The sequence below is a fragment of the Deltaproteobacteria bacterium genome (assembly GCA_016874755.1).
Lineage (GTDB): Bacteria > Desulfobacterota > Binatia > UBA9968 > UBA9968 > DP-20.
Genome location: VGTH01000019.1, coordinates 38,469 through 55,601 on the forward strand (window position 1 = coordinate 38,469; position 17,133 = coordinate 55,601).

Here is a 17,133-nt window from a genome sequence, read left to right on the forward strand (position 1 = left end):
TATACACCACGAAGACCACGAAGGCAGGAGAGATGACAATCAAAAAACCTCTCCGAACTTCGTGTCCTTCGTGCGCTTCGTGGTGAGATTTGAATTTTGTCCGAAACTAAGTTTGTGCAAGCAGGAGATCGAAACATGAAATCAATGCAATTCACCCGCAGACAATTTCTTAAATCCACCGGCGCGCTGGTCGTCAGCTTCAACTTGCTGCCGCCCGCCGGCAAAGTATTTGCCCAGTTCGCCAAGCTGCCCTCCGGCGACATCGATCCGACTTCGCTCGACTCGTGGCTCGTCATCACGCCGGACGGTTACGTGACCTTTTACACCAGCAAGGTCGAGATCGGCACCGGCACGATCACCGCGCTGGCGCAGTTTGTCGCCGAGGAATTGGACGTGGCGTTTAACAAGATCAAAATGGACTCCGGCGACACCGAAAAAACCATCGAGCAGGGCTCCACCGTCGGCAGCCGCTCCATCGAGCGCGCCGGCCCGCAGATTCGCCAGGCCGCCGCGGCTGCGCGCCACGAATTGTTCAAGCTCGCCAGCGCCCAGCTCGGCGCGCCGGTGGAGAAGCTTACCGTCGCCGACGGCGTCGTCAGCGTGGTCGGCGAGCCTTCCAAGCGCGTTACTTATGGCCAACTGATCGGCGGGAAAAAATTCAACACCAAGCTCTCGGTCAAAGGCACGGGCTGGGACATGGTGGTCGCGCCGGAAGTCAAAGCGAAAAACCCCAAAGACTACAAAGTCGTCGGCCAGTCGATTCAACGCGTTGAGCTGCCGCGCAAGGTGACCGGCGAGCATGACTACATTCACGACGTGCGCCTGCCTGGCATGCTGCACGGCCGCGTCGTGCGGCCGCCGGCGATCAACACCGACCCGGAGTCCATCGACCAGGACTCGATCAAAGGCATTCCCGGGGTCGTGATGATTGCCCGCGAAGGAAAATTCGTCGGCGTGGTCGCCAAGACCGAGTGGGCGGCGATCAAAGCGGCGCGCGCCTTGAAAGTCACCTGGGCCAAACCGACCAGCAAAGTGCCGGGCACGGCGGATGAAGTTTACACCTACTTGAAAAACACCAAGCCAGTGCGCTCGCTCAAGCCGGTGGACAAAGGCAGCGCGACCAAAGCCTTGGCGGAAGCCAGGAAAGTTTACCAGTCGAGCTACCGCTTCCCGTTTCAGATGCACGGCATGATTCGCCCATCCTGCTCCATCGCTGATGTCAAAGGCAACAAGGCGACTATCTGGTCCGGACCGCAAGGGCCGTTCCGCACGCGCAGCACGGTGGCAGCGATCCTCGGCTTGAAAGACCAGGACGTGCGCATCATCTACCACGAAGCGTCGGGCTCCTATGGCCGCATGAGCACCGACGACGGCGCCGAAGACGCCGCGATCCTCTCGCGCGCCGTCGGCGCGCCGGTGCGCGTCCAATGGTCGCGCCAAGACGAACACGGCTGGGAGCCCAAGGGTCCGGCACAAGTTGACGAAATCAAAGCCGCGGTCGACAGCGACGGCAAAATCACCGCGTGGGAGTTCGCCGACTACGGCCAGCCGTGGACCGCGTCGGGCTCGACGCCGCTGTTGGCGTCACTGCAAGTCGGACTTCGCCCGACCAACCCCGGCGGCTCCAACGGCACGCAAAGCAGCGGCGAGTTCTACACCATCGCCAATCACCTGATCAACATTCATCACATCAACTGGCATTTCCCGGAGCCGATCCCGCTGCGCACCAGCAACCTGCGCGCGCCGGGCGACGTCGCGCGCTGCTTCGCCAGCGAAGGATTCATCGACGAGATCGCCGCCGATTTGAAGGTCGACCCGGTGGAGTTTCGTTTGAAAAATCTCACTGGCAACAAGCGCGCCATAGAATGTCTCCAAGCCGCCGCCGACAAAGCCGGCTGGCAGAAACGGCCATCACCCGCACCCGCCCAAAGCGGCAATATCGCCAAGGGCCGCGGCGTGGCGCTGACCAATCGCGCCCAAACCTACGTTGCCATCGTCGCCGAAGTGGAAGTCAACAAGACCACCGGACAAGTGGCGGTGAAAAAACTCGTGTGCAGCCACGACTGCGGCCTGATCGTCAACCCCGACGGCGTGAAGAACCAAGTCGAAGGCAACGTCATCCAAGGCGTCAGCCGCGCGATGTACGAAGAAGTGCTGTTCGACAAAGACAGCAGCGTCACCAGCCTCGACTGGGCGACTTATCCAATCCTGCGCTTCACCGAGCTACCCGAGTTTGAGCTAGTGCTAATCAACCGCCCAGAAATGAACCCCCTCGGTGCCGGCGAAGGCGCGACGATCCCCCCCGCCGCGGCGATCGCCAACGCCATCTACGACGCTGTCGGCGCCAGATTGAAAGAAGGGCCGTTTACACCGAAGCGCGTGCTGGCGGCGATGCAGAAGAAGGCGTGAGGGCGTGGCTAATCGTCGACCATTCGGCCTTGCCCTATTGTCAGGTATATTGGTGCTATACTGACCAGTGATATTGGATATACGAGCGAGGCACGAGCGCGGCAGAGAATTGACAACCTGTTGATTGCAGGCGTAAATTTCCAATCGATGATTGTTGGGTATCCAATTTACCAGATCAGTTCACTCAATGGTTCGGCGACGGAGACGAAGCCTCGCCGCACTCGCATCGAGGAGCAATACGATGTCCAGCACGATTCGCACTTGCCTCTGGTTCCGTGACGGACGGGGCCGGGAGGCCGCAGAATTCTACTGCTCTCTCATTCCGGGAAGCCGGGTCGAGCACGTCTTCACAATCGATAATGCCGAGATGGGCACGTCCTGGCTAATCGACTTCACCCTCGGCGGAGTGCCTTACCAGATACTCGATGCCGGACCGTATTTCACACTGACCGAGGCCGTGTCGATTTCGGTCGAAACCCCCGACCAGGGCGAGACCGATCGACTATGGGCCGCGCTCACTGCCAATGGTGGCCAGGAAAGCCGCTGCGGCTGGCTGAAGGACCGCTTTGGCGTGTCCTGGCAAGTGTTCCCGAAACGGCTGACCGAATTGACACTGAACGCAGACAAGAAAGTCGCTGCCAAAGCAATGGCCGCGATGATGAAACAGACGAAAATCGACATCGCCCCGATTGAAGCGGCGGTTCTCGCTTGAGTTGCAGGCACGCCGAACCAGGCGCTGCAGCAGACGGCGGGGGCATGTAGCGGTTCTGGGGTTCATAGCTCACTCGGCCCCCGCCGCTGCTGAGCTTGGTCGTTAACCAGACGAGATTCTATGTCAGCATTTCCTGGTTTCGAGAAACTGTATTTCTTGACCGACCCGCTATCTAAGCGACCGTTACGGGGTGAATTTCAGACAAAAGTCGACTGTTTGGCGCTTACACGAGGTGATAGTAGTACGTCAGATACCGTTTGCGTCTCGTGGTATATGGGTGGCGCAACACCCTCCGACCTAGTGTGGGCGGGGGACGAACGGGGCAACGTGTCAGGCTTTGATTATCGGTAATTGCTTTCGACTCATCTAAACTTCTAATATAAACAATCCATGCGCACCTGAGTTGTCACGCTTCCCCGAGCTGGGATGTGGCAGCCGACACTTGATCGATTGCAGCTAGGATTGACGGACTGACCCAATTGATCGACGCCGCATTACAGAGAGTATTTCGATCTAACCAACGTCGCAAGATCGCCTGTCGTTCGGTTTTCAAGACAATTTTCGTCTTGACGGTGAAACGTCATCGGACATATGTTCGGGGTAGTTGTCTCATAGCGGAGGTCTCCCATGTACATCGACTGCGATTCCCACTATTTCCCCGTGTCGTTTTTGGAAGGCATCAGCGATAAGTATCCGCACTCGCCGCGCGTCGTGCGCAAGGGCGACGACGTGCGCTCGGTGTTGCCCGACGGTACGTTGATCAAGAACCAGGCGCCCAAAGGGCGCTGGCATCTCGACACGCGGGTGCAGCATGTCGATTGGGAGGGCTTCGACGTCCACGTGTTGATCCCGGAAAACCGCGAGCTGCTTTACACTTGGGATCGCGACTTGGGCTGCGAGCTGGCGCGGCGCTACAACGACGCGGTGGCGCAGGATCTGAAAGAATGCGCCCATCCCGAGCGCTATCTCGGCGTCGGCTGGGTCTTTCTCCCCGACGTCGAGGAGTCTTGCAAAGAACTCGAACGGATGGTGAAAACCCTCGGCTTGAAAGCGGTCAAGTTCATGGGCGGCTTCGCCGACGCCAACCTCGGCGCGGAAAGACTTTGGCCATTCTATCAGAAGTGCTGCGATCTCAATGTGCCGATCCTGGTGCACGACACCGCTTCGGATCGCGACGGTCATCCCAATCCCGCGTTGGTCGGCATCGAACAATTGTACCTCGAAGTCGACAACAACGCTTTGCCCTTTTTGCTCGGCTTTCCGTTTCGCTACATCGTCGACATGGGAAGTCTGATCTTGCGCGGCGCTTTGAAAGAATTCCCCAAGCTGCGGGTTTGCTTTGTCGAAGGCTCCGCGGCGTTCGTGCCGTGGTTGATGGATCGTTTGGATATGGACCCGACGGCGAAAAAGAAGTTGGGCAAACGGCCGCGGGAGTTTTTCGATCAAATCTGGGTCTCGGCCTTCGCCGCCGAGGAGTTGAGCTACACTTGCGACGTTTGGCACAACCACAACCTCACCGTCGGCAGCGATTACCCCCACGGCGATCCGTCGGCGACATGGAATTCCGAACACGGCACTGTGCAGATGATCAAAGCGATGACGCGCCTGTCGGACGCGGACAAAGAAAAGATCTTGGGCGGCAATGCGATGCGGCTGTTCGGGATGGCTTAGGCGAAATAAGATTCGGAAGAATCTCCCGCAAAGGCGCAGAGGCGCAAAGTTTCGGAATAATGTCTCGCGCAGAGGCGCTGAGGGCGCAGAGTTCGGGAGAAGAATTAACCACGAAAAGCACGAAACACACGAAATGAGATTTAAAGTTTTCTTTTTTTCGTGATTTTCGTGTGTTTCGTGGTTATCCCCTTAGCTTTTTCACGCAGTGAGAAGGAGGTTTGCGGTGATCAGACTCCTTATCGTTGCCCTGGTTTCGCTATTCCAATCGGCCATCGCCTTCGATGCCCATGGCGCTGCGGCGCCGACGAAACTGATTATCGCCCACGCCGCTAATAACCCGCGCGTTGCCCCGCTTTGGGTTACCGACGAGCAGGGCTTTTTCTCCAAGCACGGCATCAAGGCGGAAGTCATTTACATCCGCAACAGCGCGCTGTCGCTCAGTGCGCTTTATTCGAAAAGCATCGACATCAGCCAGGCTGGTGGCATCTCGGTGCTCGGCATTGGCGACAAGGGGCCCGAAGTCAAAATCATCGCCGCGTTTACCAGCAAGCTGACCCATGATTTGGTCGTCCGGCCCAGCATCAACTCGGCCAAAGATCTGCGCGGCAAACGGCTCGGCGTTCAAGTGATCGGCGGCAGCCTGTGGATCACCGCTATGCTGGCGCTGGAACAACTCAAGATCGATCCGGCGCGCGACGATATCAAAGTCCTCACCATCGGCGACCAGATCGTACTCGCCCAGGCGCTAGAAAGCGGCGTCATCGATGCCGCGCCGCTGGACACCGCATTTAGCAAAAAGCTCAAGCAAAAGGGCTTTCCGGTGCTCGTCGAACTGAACAAAACCAATACCAGGACGGTTAGTTCCACCGTCGTCGTGCTCAATTCGTTTTTGCAATCGCAGCCGCAAGTTCTGGAAAATCTTTTGAAAGCCTTGATCGAAGGAACCGCCTTTACGCTTGCAACAGACAACAAACCACTGGTCGTCAAGACGATTATGAAGCGGCTCAAGATCAGCGACCCGGCTGACGCCGAGGAAGGCTACGCCGGTCTTGCCCCGTCCACCGAATTAAAGCCCTACCCGTCGATGGAAGGCATGCGCAACATGCAGCGCTTCATGAAGACGCAAAACCCGCAGGTGGCCAACGTCAACCTGGACAGCCTGATCGACGCTAGGTTGGTGAAGAAGCTCGATGACAGTGGCTTTATCGATCAAACGTTGAAGAGCTATGGCCTCGGCAAGTAACATGCAGGGCGAACGCATACCGTTGTTCCTGTGAGCGATGCGCACGCGCGTCATGCGCTCGCGCAGTCCGCCTTCCTTGACGAAGTCCTGTTCCAGACGTTGTAGTTGGCGGTCGAGAAGACAATTTGGTTTGATGGATCAGGCAAATGGCAATATTCGCGATGACCTCTGCCGGCCGAGTCTCTAGGAAATTGCGATACATCTCCTAGGTCTGCGGAGTCTCCTGTCCAAGTTTGCGTACGTAACGCGCCTCTTTCGAGTCTTTGCTCCAAGTCTTCAGGTCGCGCGCGCGGAGGTAGTCTTTGTAATCGTCCAGCAACTCTTCCGAGCTCGCGCGGGCAACGTTGGTGAGCTTGATTTCGGTTTCCTTCGAGGTGAGAGCGGCTTTGCTGCCTTCCAGAATGTTCTTTTTACCCGAGCGCGCCGACTGTACCATCTGGTCGATCGTACGGTCGCCCGCGCAAGGTATTTGTGCGCGAAGCGATAGGTGATGTCGTCAACGACTTCGGCTTTCTGAAACGACAGCAGCGTCTGGTAGTCGCCGCGCGGCTTGAGCAGGCGGTCTGGGGAGTGGGACTTATGGGAAGAATGCGACTCATGGGAGTCATTACTCCCATACTTCCCATAACTCCCATTGCTCCCAGCCTTGCCCATGACAACCACTCTCCTACAAGTACCCTTTCTCGCGATAGTACCGCTCCGCCCCCGGATGCAGCGGGAAATCCAGCGGCCCCGCTTCGGTGTCGCTGCACAGCTGCTTCATCGACGGCGTCTCGGTCGCATCGTAGGGAATCTCCGTCCGGATCTTCGCGAGCACACCGGCGATGTGATACGCCAGCTCGTCTGGAAAGTTTTTGTGCACGACGATGGGCCAGCCGCTGAAATCCACGACCGTCGTCGGATCGTTAATACCGGCTATACGGCCGTGGTCTAAGCGCGCCCGTTTGAAGCCGTACTGTTCCAGCTTCTTCAGCACCGGTTCCGAGTAAGACAAAAACTTCATGCCATGCTGCACCGCGACATCGCCCCAGGAGTCCATGCCCTCGTCAATGACCATGTCGAGCTTGCCGGAGACAATACCCTGACGCCGCTGCGGGTTGCTCGGGCGCACGACTTCGTCGACCTTGCCGCCCCATTTGACGAAATGGTTTTGGGTGATGCCGTGGCATTTGAGTAAATATTTGATCGCGAAGTCGACGCAGTCGTTAACGGCAATCGACACGCGCATCCTGGGCTTCTTGGCGATCAGCTCTTCCATGGAATTCACGCCCAAGCGCGGCGAGACCGCGATAACCAACCGATCCCACGATGGAAAAACAGCCAAAGCGCGCAAGGGATATTTCTTCGTGAAAGGACCTTTGCCATGCACGGCCATCGACGGGATCGCGGTCGGATTCAGCCAAACCAGATCAAGCTTGCCGTTGGCAACCAGCTTGGCGCCGTTCAAGCCGCTGCACCAGGCCGGGCTGACGCCGATAGTAAACGGATACGGTGCCCCTTTGCCCCTTTTCCCACCCGGTAGCTGCACCATCAGTTGAATGGCGCTGGTCAACAAGGTCGGCACGTCTTCATAAAGCCCGGCAAGAATTTTGGTCGCGATACGCGCGCGCATCAAGCTCGCGCTCATCGGCTTTACACTGCGATCATCGTAGGCCACGGTACTTTGCTCCTTTAAGTAACGGAATTATTCATCCGACCTAATCCGAATCGGGGTGGGTGTCAACCTGATCGATTTTGGATTTTGGATTACTGCCCCCGCTCGATTCGCTTCACCTTCACGAGCTAACAAGCTATGGTGAGTCATATTTCCGAACTCTGCGTCTCCGCGCCTCTGCGCGAGACAAATCCGAAAACCCAAGGAGCCTACTTCCATTCGGATACTTCATTCTCTGCGTTACCGAGACTACGCGCTCTTTTGGTCGACCGATTTGCTCAGCTCCATCGGTCACTTCGTTCAGGAAGTGGCACTGTTCTGGATTACCTACGAGATCACCCATTCGGCGATGGCGCTCGGCATTCTCGGGCTTTGCGGCACCTTGCCGCGGCTCCTGCTCGGCGCCTTTAGCGGCGTGTTCGTCGACCGCTACGACCGCAAGCTGCTGCTCATTCTGGTGCAGTTCGTCTCTGCCATCCCGATTGCGATTTTCTTGGTCGTCTATTTCTTCGGCACACTGCAGTTTTGGCATTTGCTCGTGCTTGAAGTGGTCTTCGGCTCGATTCGCGCCATCAATCCGTCTGCGGCACAATCGATCCTTTCGGAACTTGTGCCGCGCGACGATCTCATGAACGCGGTGTCGCTTTATACGTTCGGATTCAACATCGCGCGCATCGTCGGCCCCTCTCTAGGCGGCGTAGCGATCATCTGGATCGGCATCGGCGGCTGTTTTGCCGCTTTTGCGATAACGCTTTTGCTGTCGGGTGTTGGCATGCTGTTCATTCATCCCAACCGCGCGCAAAACGAGAAACGCCAACAGGGGTTTGTTCGTGAATTCAAAGAAGGTTTTGACTACGTTTGGGGCACCCCGGTAATTCTGAGCAGCGTCATCGCCGCCTACACGTTCGCCGTCTTCATCGTCACCTACCAGAGTTTCCTGCCAGTGTTCGCCAAAGAAATACTCAAAGTCGGCCCCGACGGCCTCGGCCTCCTGATGGCGGCGCCGGGCATCGGCGCACTCGCATCGTTGAGCTTTCTTGCCTCCGTCGGCGAGCGCTGGAACAAGGCGATGCTGCTCTGGATCACGACGACCACAACGCCGATTTTTCTCATTCTGTTTTGCCTCTCGCCGACCTTCTGGCTATCAGTAGCCCTGTTAGCGTTAGTCGGCGCCGGCCAAGTCTGCTTTCGCACCATCAGCCGGGTCATCATCCAAATCGAAGCGCCACGGACACTGATGGGCCGCGTCATGAGTGTCTTTAACCTCGACCAGGGTATGCGCTCGGTGGGCTCGATGGTTCTCGGTGCCGCGGCGACTTGGTTTGGCGCGTCGCTCGGTTTGGCGTTAGCGGCAGGAGCATCGTTGATAGTAACAACGACGATATTTTATCGCCTGTTGGGAAGAAGACACTAAGCGCCTATGCTGACAGCCGTGAGGTGTACACCATGAACCTGCGAGAATTGCTGAGCATCGAGCTAGCCATCATCCAAGCTCCCATGGCGGGCTCGCAAGGCAGCGCACTAGCGATCGCGGTGTCGAACGCTGGCGGACTGGGTTCCCTGCCCTGCGCGATGTTGACCGCCGACGCCATGCGCACTGAACTGGAAAAGATCGAAGCCGGCACGACAAAGCCTTACAACGTAAATTTCTTTTGCCATACAGAACCGACGCCCGATCCCGAGCGCGAAGCGAGATGGCGCGCGGCGCTCACGCCTTATTACAAAGAATACGGCATCGACGTGAGCACAATTCCCTCTGGCCCTGGTCGCGTGCCGTTCAGCGCCGAAGCCGCAGATGTTCTCGAAGCGTTCAAGCCCGCAGTGGTAAGCTTTCATTTCGGCTTGCCGTCGCCGCAATTACTCGCGCGAGTGAAATCGTGGGGTTCGAAGATTTTGTCCTCGGCAACCACGGTCGAAGAAGCGCGTTGGCTCGAATCGCGAGGCGTCGATGCCATTGTCGCCCAAGGCTTGGAAGCCGGCGGCCATCGCGGCATCTTTTTGTCGGAAGATTTGAACACGCAAGTCGGCGCCTTCGCCCTGTTGCCGCAGATCGTTAATGCTGTGAGAGTGCCGGTCATCGCCGCCGGCGGCATCGCCGATGCAAAAGGAGTTGCCGCTGCCATGGCGCTCGGCGCCACCGGCGCACAAGTCGGCACGGCCTATCTGCTCTGCCCCGAGGCGACCACCAGCGCGGTGCACCGCGCCGCGTTGAAGGGCGAGGCTGCTCGCCACACCGCACTGACAAATCTATTCAGCGGCCGCCCCGCCCGCGGCATCATCAACCGCGCCATGAAAGAGGTGGGTCCGATGAGCACAGCCGCACCGGCCTTCCCCCTGGCCACCAACGGCATCGCGCCGCTGCGCGCAAAGGCAGAGAGCCAAGGCTCTGGAGATTTTTCCCCGCTATGGTGCGGGCAAAATCCCAGCGGGTGCAAAGAGATTCCCGCTGCGCAGCTAACGCGCGACCTGGCATCGGAACTTCAGCGGTAGCGCACGCTCCGACAAATTTTCAATTTTCCATTATCCATTTCCAATTGTACCTGCCTTGTCTTTCTCTCCCACCGGCGTTATAGCCAGGGACAACTCACGAAACGAGGTGTCCTATGAATCTTCCGCCAATCGCCGCAACCACCATTGGCAGTTTTCCCCGTCCGCCATGGCTCGCGCAAAACGATCGCAGCCGCGCGGTTTTTCGTCTCGAAGGCGCCGATCTCAAGCAAGCGCAAGACGACGCCACCGCTCTGAGCATTCACACGCAAGATCGCATCGGCCTCGATCTGCTCTCCGACGGTGAGCAGCGCCGCACAGGGTTTATCAATCATATTCTTTCTGCCTTCGAAGGCGTCGATCTCGAACATGAAGCCGTCAAGACAATTTATCGGCGGCGCGAGCAGCCGCGGCCGGTGCCGCGTATTGTCGGTAAGATCAAGCGGCGCGTGCCGGCCGTTGTCGAAGACGTGAAGTTTGCCAAGGCGCAGACCGACAAGCCGATCAAGATGGACGTGCCGGGACCGATGACGATCGTCGACAGCACCTTGGATGAATTCTACAAAGACGAAGCGGCCATGGCGATGGACGCGGCGGCGGCGTTGAATGCCGAGCTGCGCGACTTGCAAGCCGCCGGCTGCGACGTCATCGAGATCGACGAGCCGGCGATGACCCGCTATCACGAGAAAGTTTTCGAGTACGGCGCCGAAGCGCTCGATCGTTGTCTGGAAGGCATCGCCGTGCCGACGGTTGTCCATCTCTGCTACGGCTACCCCGGCGGCAATCCGAACCGCCAGCACGAGTACACCTATCCGGAACTGCTCGAAGCGTTGATGAAAACCAAAATCGGCGGCTTCGGTGTCGAGTTCTGCCGCAGCGCCTACGATCCCTCGGTGCTTTCCATCGCCAAGGGGCGCATCGTCATGTTCGGCTGCGTCGACCCGAGCGACACGCCGGTGCCGCCGGTGGCGCAAGTGGCCGAACGCGTGCGCACGGCGTTGAAATATGTCGAGCCGAAGAACCTCTGGCTCGCGCCGGATTGTGGTTTGATGACGATCACGCGCGAGCTAGCGAATGCCAAAGCGAAGCTGTTGGTCGACGTGGCCAAGGAAGTGCGGCGGACATTGTAGTTTTCGATCTTGGCGACCAGCCGGTCGCCCCGACGATTTTCTGCCTGAATTTTTCCTTGCATCGCAAAAGCTGAAAGTACTAAAAGATCGGTCAGAGCGGAGGCTGTTCATGGCCGACGAAAAATTTCCTCACCTCACGGCCCTGCACGAAAAGTACGAGCGCATGGGTTTGCGCGGCCTGTGGCAGCGCGACGCGCGCACAGCGTCTGCGCCCGAGGCGCGCATTTGGCGCTGGGCTGACATGTGGCCGCTGCTACAAGAAACCCGGCGCGATGTGCGATTGCCCGAAGACACCGATCAGCGCGTCATCGGTCTTGACGTGCCCGGGTTATCGACCGGCTCGGTTTTTGTTTCGTATCAGATGATCAACCCTGGCGAAAAGATTCCCTCACACCGGCACACGCCGGCGCAGATGCGCTTCATCGTCAAAGGCAGCGGCGCCTACACGACCTCGCAGGGCGAAGCGATGTTCATGGAAGCGGGCGACTTGCTCGTGCAACCCAATTGGAGCTGGCACGGCACCACCGATCCGGGCAACGAGTCGGTGTTTTGGATCGACATTCAAGACCGCCATCTGGTGAACTACCTCGGCGCCTTTCGCCGCGATCTTTGGCCCAACGATGAAGTCGAGCCGACGGTGCATCCGGAAAATTATTATGCGCAGCAAACCGGCTTGATCCGTCCAACCAGTCGGTCAAACAAGGACGCCGTGTTGCCGCCGATCCATTACAAATGGCGCGACATGATCAAAGTGATCGACGAGGTCACGGAAACCGCCGAGCTGAGCCCCTATGACGGCCGCATGTTCGAGTACCGCCACCCCAGCACCGGCGGCCACACCCTGCCGACGCTGAGCGCGCAGCTGCAGCTTTTGCCGCCGCGCGCGCAGACAAAAGAGCACCGCCACACGGGAATGGCAATGTACCTGGTCGTCAAAGGCGCAGGCGCGACGATCGTGAACGGCAAGCAGATCGAATGGCGCGAGCACGATTGTTTCTTGCTGCCGCCTTGGCAATGGCACGCGCATGAAAACGCGGCGACCCATGACCGGGCGATTTTGTTTACGGTCAGCGACCGACCGACACTGGAAGCGCTCGGACTCTATTACGAAGAAGGAAGATAAAATCTCTCGAACAGCAAGAAGTTCGAAAACTAAGTTTTTCTCCGGACTTCGTGTGCTTCGTGCCTTCGTGGTCAATAAAAACGTCTCATTTTACGCTAACATCACACTTTTTAGGGAGACCACCATGCCACGCCAAATCCAAATGATCTCTGGCGATTCTCATCTCGATTTTTCGCCCGAGCGCTGGACCCATCATGTGCCCGCGAAATGGCGCGATCGCGCGCCGCGGCGCATCAAGCTCGCCAACGGCGATGATGCTTTTATCGTCGAGAACAGCCGGCCCCATTCGCCGAGCTTGCAGATCACTGGCACCGGCACTAACTATGAGAAACATGACGTCAGAGGCATCGCCTACGAAGGCCCCGGCACAGGGTTGCCGGCGCAACGACTCAAAGAACAAGATCAAGACGGCGTCGATGCGGAGATCTTATACACGCACCCGAGCTACCTGCTCTCCTGGCGCGGCATCACCGACAACGAACCCTACGTCGCTATGATTCACGCCTACAACCAATGGCTCATCGAAGAATATTGCTCCTTCGCACCGGATCGGTTGATCGGCACCGGCATCGTTCCCGATACGAATCTGGCCGACGCCGTCGCCGAACTCAAGTACTGCGCCAAAGCCGGCTACAAAGCGGTTTGCTTGTATAAATTTCCCAGCGGCAAAGGTTATCCGGTTCCAGAGGACGATCAGTTCTGGCAAACCGCGGTGGATTTGGGCATGCCCATCACCGCGCACACCAACGGCGGTACCACCCGCTTCATGCGCGAAGGGCCGGTTTATCACTACAGCAAAACGCCGGAGCGCGTAATTCCCGGACGCGATCCGATCAGTTTGCTGTTTCGCTTCTCCAACGACAATCCGATCGCGCCGTTGCAGCTCGCTTTCGCTGGACTATTCGATCGTTTTCCTAAGCTGCAAATCTACTGGTCAGAAACCCAAGCCGGTTGGCTCGCCTACGGCTTGGCGCAAATCGATGACAACTACGTGCGCAATCGTTTTTGGGCCGAAAGAGATTGGGGCGTGAAACCGCTCAAAGAAAAGCCCAGCTACTATCTCAAAGAAAATAGTCTATGGGGCTTCATGAAAGACCCGGTGGGCGTGCGTATGCGCCACGACGTCGGCGTCAAAGCGCTGATCTGGGGCAGCGACTTCGCCCACGCCACCGGCGATTGGCCGGAATCGCGCGGCATGATCGACCAGACTTTCGCCGGTGTGCCAGCCGATGAGCGCTACGCCATGTTGGCCGGCAATGCGATCCGGTTTTTCAAATTGAAGGACACGGTACCGGAGCTGAGCGATTTGAGTCGGGCGGCGTAGGGGTCGGAATATCTCGCGCCAAGCATTTCCTGAGCCTGGTCGAAGGGACGCAAAGGTCGCAAAGCTCAATGCAGAATGCAGGGGCGACCGGTTGGTCGCCCTCTTCGATTTATGGCCTCCACCCCTCGGCCTTCAAGTCGGCATGAATTTTCCGCGCCGCCGAGAAATCATAAAAGCGATTGAGCGGCGGCGTGTCCTTCCGCCCCACCCGTTCCAGTAGCGGAGCGAGAAAGCGCTTTTGCAAATCTTCATTGAGCACGCCGTCCGGCGTAATCGCCGGCCTGATCAAATCGTAAACCTTGGCCGCGGCATTTTCGTCGATCTTTAAACTTTTGCGCAGCACGGCAACCGTGCCGCTGCGATTGCCGACATGAAATAGAAACCCTTTCACCGTCGCGCGCATGAACTTTTCGACCAGCGCGGGATCGCTCGAAAGTAGAGCGTCGCGCGCCACGACGGAACCCTGGAGCTGAACGATGTCCGAGTTAATAAACGAAACCAGCTCGCGCAGGCCGGACTCCGCCGCCGTCAGGTTGTGCGGGAACGTCATCATCGCCGCGTCCACCGTGCCGCTCGCCAGCGCGCTGAGACGCGTGCCGGTGGTGCCGATCGCCAGGATCGCCACGTCGCGGTTTTCGTCCATGCCATTTTTCTTGAACCATTCGCGCAGCGCCGCATCGCCCGCCGCGCCGAGGCTCGACACCGCCACTTTTTTGCCGGTGAGATCTTTGAGCGAGCGAATCTCGGGGCGCGAGTAGAGCCAGAACATCGGCTTGTTAAACGCCGCAAAGATAACTTTCAGCGGCGCGCCTTGCAGCGCCGCCTGCAAACCGGCGGTCGGCACCGCCGAGAAATCCACCCCACCGGCGATCAGCGCCTGATTGCTGACGCCGCCGCGCATGAGCACGAGATCGACTTCCAAGCCTTCTTTTTGAAAATAGCCGCGCTCCTGCGCAATAAAGAACGGGCTCATGGTCACGTCGAGCACCGGCACGCCGACGCTGACTTTGCGCGCTTCGCAGGGGACTGCCACCATAGCTATTAGCAAAAACGTTGCGACATACTTGTTCACCAGGTTATGCTCCTCATGGTCATTTCGAGATCCGCCGAGAAATCTCTTCTTCGCCGTGTGCGGCCATCGATTGCGCCGAATACTACACGCGACCTCGAACTGGCTCAAGGCAACAATTCCCTTGCACACGGCCATATCTCGGAATTATGATCCGCCTGTCCGAACCCACTCACCGAGAGGCCATAATCATGACCTATAGACGGGTCGCATTGATTCTCGCGTTGGTTATTTGCGCGAGCGCGGTCTTCGCCCAGGACAAGCCCAGCGCGCCGCGCAAACTGGAGTCCGTTACCCTCGGTCTCTCCGCCCGCTACGTGCTCAACCTGCCCATCTACATGGCGCAGAAACATGGCATCTTCGAAAGCGAGGGCTTCGACTTCAAGTTAATTACATTGAAAACCAGCACAGCCATCGCTGCGCTCGTTTCCGGCGACTTGGATTACATCACGGCGCTAGTTTCTGGCCTGGGTGCGGCCGTCGGCGGCGCGCCGCTGGTGGGGACCTATCTGGCGAACGACAAGCCACTGCTCTATTTGATCAGCCGCACCGATATCAAGGACGCCAAGGCGCTGCGCGGCGGCATCATCGGCCACGGCGGCACCCGCGGTAGCCACTACCATGCCACGGTGGCCATGGTGAAACACCTCGGCATCGATCCCGACAAGGATGTGCAACTAATCTCGACGATAGACGTCACGCAGGGCTTGCAGACGCTTTTTTCCGGACGCATCGCCGCCGCGACCCTGTCGCCACCCTACGACTCGATGGCGGTCGCCAAAGGCTACCACCGTTTGGTGTTGGGACCGGAAATATTGCCAAGGTTCATCGAGTCAGGCCTCGTCGTCCGGCGCGCCAAACTGCGCGACAATCCCGAGCAGGTAAAACGGATGACTCGCGCGTTAGTCCGCGGCCTGAAATATTCCATGGACCACCCGGCGGAATCCGTGGCACTGATCCAAAAAGAGTGGAATCTTGACCGCGAAACCGCTCAAGCAGCCTACGACGCCATGATGCCGACCTACAATCAAAGAGGCGAAGCAAGCGACGAATTGATCATGGCCGCAATCAAACGCGCCCAGCAGGACGCCAAAATCACCTCCAACTTCGCGCCGAAAGATTTCGTCGATTGGAGTGTTGTACGGGTTGTACAGAAGGAACTGAAACGCTGACGGGAAAAAGAATGGCCGCAGTAAACGCGAAAGAAATATCGCGATACAGGGACGACCGGTTGATCGCACTTCTTCGACCCGGTGCCTGCCTGGCCCTCCTACTCGTGTTGTTTGTGCTGCCCTCATTCGCCCAAGCCCCACGCAAGCCTGAATCCGTGACCCTCGGTCTCTCCGCCAAACATGTGCTGAACATGCCGATCTATCTAGCGCAGCGCCACGGCATTTTCGATAGCGAGGGATTCGACTACAAACCGATTACGACAAAGACAAATACGGCCATTGCAGCCCTGGTTTCCGGCGATCTCGACTACATAACCGCATTCAATTCAGGGTTAGGCGCCGCCATCGGTGGGGCGCCGCTAGTTGCGGCTTATGTCTCCACCGACAAACCGCTGCTCTACCTGATCACCCGCCCGGACATCAAAGACGCTAGAACACTGCGCGGCGGCATCATCGGCCACGGCGGCACGCGCGGCTCGCACTACCATGCGACGGTTGCCATGGTGAAACATTTGGGATTGGACGCAGACAAAGACGTGCAGCTGATCTCGACGATCGACGTGACCCAGGGCATGACGGCGCTGCTCTCCGGCATTGTTGCTGGCGCGACGCTGTCGCCGCCCTACGATTCCATCGCCGTGCGCAAAGGCTATAACCGGTTGGTCCTCGGCCCGGAGGTCCTGCCGCGCTTTGCGGAGAACGGCTTGGTCATGCGCCGCGCCAAGCTGCGCGACAATGCCGACCAGGTGCGGCGCTTCCTGCGCGCGATGATTCGCGGCCTGAACTATGCGATCGATCGGCCCACCGACGCCGTCGCGTTGATTCAAAAAGACTGGAACCTCGATAGAGAAACCGCGCAGACCGCCTATGACGCCTCGATCTCGACGTACAACCTGCGCGGCGAGGCCGGCGACGAAATCGTCATGGCCGCCATCAAGCGCGCGCAACAGGACGCTAAGATTACCCAATCAAGTTTCGCGCCGAGAGATTTTGTCGATTGGAACATCGTGCGCGGACTGCAGCGCGATTTGAAGCGTTGAACGATCAGGATTTACCTCGCGCAAAGACGCAAAGGACCCCAAGAAAAAATATTATTTTCCGAACTTTGCGAGCTTTGCGCCTTTGCGCGAGGCATCTCC

The 17,133-nt window shown here is 58.2% G+C and carries 13 protein-coding genes and 1 pseudogene; 11 read left to right on the forward strand and 3 right to left on the reverse strand.

The features are described from left to right. Positions 1-135 precede the first annotated feature (135 nt). The 4 genes from FJ145_13190 (at position 136) to FJ145_13205 (ending at position 6,035) form a co-directional block, all read left to right on the forward strand. Positions 136-2,409, forward strand: a complete 2,274-nt coding sequence (locus tag FJ145_13190) for a xanthine dehydrogenase family protein molybdopterin-binding subunit (GenBank protein MBM4262370.1) — start codon at positions 136-138, stop codon at positions 2,407-2,409. Positions 2,410-2,650: 241 nt separating this feature from the next. Further along, on the forward strand, positions 2,651-3,121 hold the full coding sequence (locus FJ145_13195; protein MBM4262371.1) for a VOC family protein: 471 nt from the start codon (positions 2,651-2,653) through the stop codon (positions 3,119-3,121). Between the two features lie 627 nt (positions 3,122-3,748). After that, a complete protein-coding gene (locus FJ145_13200; protein ID MBM4262372.1) occupies positions 3,749-4,792 on the forward strand; it encodes a hypothetical protein in 1,044 nt (347 codons plus the stop codon). A 205-nt stretch (positions 4,793-4,997) separates the two neighbouring features. Further along, positions 4,998-6,035: an ABC transporter substrate-binding protein gene (locus FJ145_13205; protein ID MBM4262373.1), complete on the forward strand. Its 1,038-nt coding sequence runs from the start codon at positions 4,998-5,000 to the stop codon at positions 6,033-6,035. Here the strand turns inward: FJ145_13205 and FJ145_13210 are convergent. Beyond that, positions 5,859-6,689 (reverse strand): annotated as a pseudogene (locus FJ145_13210) (four helix bundle protein). The gene FJ145_13205 and the pseudogene FJ145_13210 sit on opposite strands and share 177 nt — an antisense overlap. Before the next feature lie 13 nt (positions 6,690-6,702). Continuing rightward, on the reverse strand, positions 6,703-7,692 hold the full coding sequence (locus FJ145_13215; GenBank protein ID MBM4262374.1) for a hypothetical protein: 990 nt from the start codon (positions 7,690-7,692) through the stop codon (positions 6,703-6,705). A gap of 145 nt (positions 7,693-7,837) precedes the next feature. Here FJ145_13215 and FJ145_13220 point away from each other — a divergent pair, with 145 nt between their 5' ends. From FJ145_13220 to FJ145_13240, 5 genes are all read left to right on the forward strand, one after another. Continuing rightward, positions 7,838-9,103, forward strand: a complete 1,266-nt coding sequence (locus FJ145_13220; protein ID MBM4262375.1) for an MFS transporter — start codon at positions 7,838-7,840, stop codon at positions 9,101-9,103. 32 nt (positions 9,104-9,135) lie between these two features. Continuing rightward, positions 9,136-10,179, forward strand: a complete 1,044-nt coding sequence (locus FJ145_13225; GenBank protein MBM4262376.1) for a nitronate monooxygenase — start codon at positions 9,136-9,138, stop codon at positions 10,177-10,179. A 113-nt stretch (positions 10,180-10,292) separates the two neighbouring features. Further along, positions 10,293-11,306 (forward strand): 5-methyltetrahydropteroyltriglutamate--homocysteine methyltransferase, encoded by a 1,014-nt coding sequence (locus FJ145_13230; GenBank protein MBM4262377.1) that lies wholly within the window; start codon positions 10,293-10,295, stop codon positions 11,304-11,306. Next, entirely contained in the window at positions 11,251-12,429 is a 1,179-nt protein-coding gene (locus FJ145_13235; GenBank protein MBM4262378.1) for a cupin domain-containing protein, read from the forward strand. Before FJ145_13230 ends, FJ145_13235 begins: the two co-directional genes overlap by 56 nt. Further along, the gene (locus tag FJ145_13240) at positions 12,332-13,753 is read left to right on the forward strand and encodes an amidohydrolase (protein MBM4262379.1); all 1,422 of its coding nucleotides are present in this window, start codon (positions 12,332-12,334) and stop codon (positions 13,751-13,753) included. Before FJ145_13235 ends, FJ145_13240 begins: the two co-directional genes overlap by 98 nt. 109 nt (positions 13,754-13,862) lie before the next feature. On the opposite strand, the gene FJ145_13245 is transcribed toward FJ145_13240, so the two are convergent. After that, on the reverse strand, positions 13,863-14,960 hold the full coding sequence (locus tag FJ145_13245) for an ABC transporter substrate-binding protein (GenBank protein ID MBM4262380.1): 1,098 nt from the start codon (positions 14,958-14,960) through the stop codon (positions 13,863-13,865). Positions 14,961-14,971: 11 nt separating this feature from the next. Between FJ145_13245 and FJ145_13250 the strand changes: the two genes are divergently transcribed. Continuing rightward, complete coding sequence (locus tag FJ145_13250) at positions 14,972-15,994, forward strand: ABC transporter substrate-binding protein (GenBank protein ID MBM4262381.1); 1,023 nt, start codon at positions 14,972-14,974, stop codon at positions 15,992-15,994. An 11-nt stretch (positions 15,995-16,005) separates the two neighbouring features. Beyond that, positions 16,006-17,034: an ABC transporter substrate-binding protein gene (locus FJ145_13255; protein MBM4262382.1), complete on the forward strand. Its 1,029-nt coding sequence runs from the start codon at positions 16,006-16,008 to the stop codon at positions 17,032-17,034. Positions 17,035-17,133: the final 99 nt, after the last annotated feature.

Coding starts and splice junctions, on each gene's coding strand:
- FJ145_13190 (MBM4262370.1), top strand. CDS start 136: ATGAAATCAATGCAATTCACCCGCAGACAATTTCTTAAATCCACCGGC.
- FJ145_13195 (MBM4262371.1), top strand. CDS start 2,651: ATGTCCAGCACGATTCGCACTTGCCTCTGGTTCCGTGACGGACGGGGC.
- FJ145_13200 (MBM4262372.1), top strand. CDS start 3,749: ATGTACATCGACTGCGATTCCCACTATTTCCCCGTGTCGTTTTTGGAA.
- FJ145_13225 (MBM4262376.1), top strand. CDS start 9,136: ATGAACCTGCGAGAATTGCTGAGCATCGAGCTAGCCATCATCCAAGCT.
- FJ145_13230 (MBM4262377.1), top strand. CDS start 10,293: ATGAATCTTCCGCCAATCGCCGCAACCACCATTGGCAGTTTTCCCCGT.
- FJ145_13235 (MBM4262378.1), top strand. CDS start 11,251: ATGCCAAAGCGAAGCTGTTGGTCGACGTGGCCAAGGAAGTGCGGCGGA.
- FJ145_13240 (MBM4262379.1), top strand. CDS start 12,332: ATGAAAACGCGGCGACCCATGACCGGGCGATTTTGTTTACGGTCAGCG.
- FJ145_13245 (MBM4262380.1), bottom strand. CDS start 14,960: ATGGCCGTGTGCAAGGGAATTGTTGCCTTGAGCCAGTTCGAGGTCGCG.
- FJ145_13250 (MBM4262381.1), top strand. CDS start 14,972: ATGATCCGCCTGTCCGAACCCACTCACCGAGAGGCCATAATCATGACC.
- FJ145_13255 (MBM4262382.1), top strand. CDS start 16,006: ATGGCCGCAGTAAACGCGAAAGAAATATCGCGATACAGGGACGACCGG.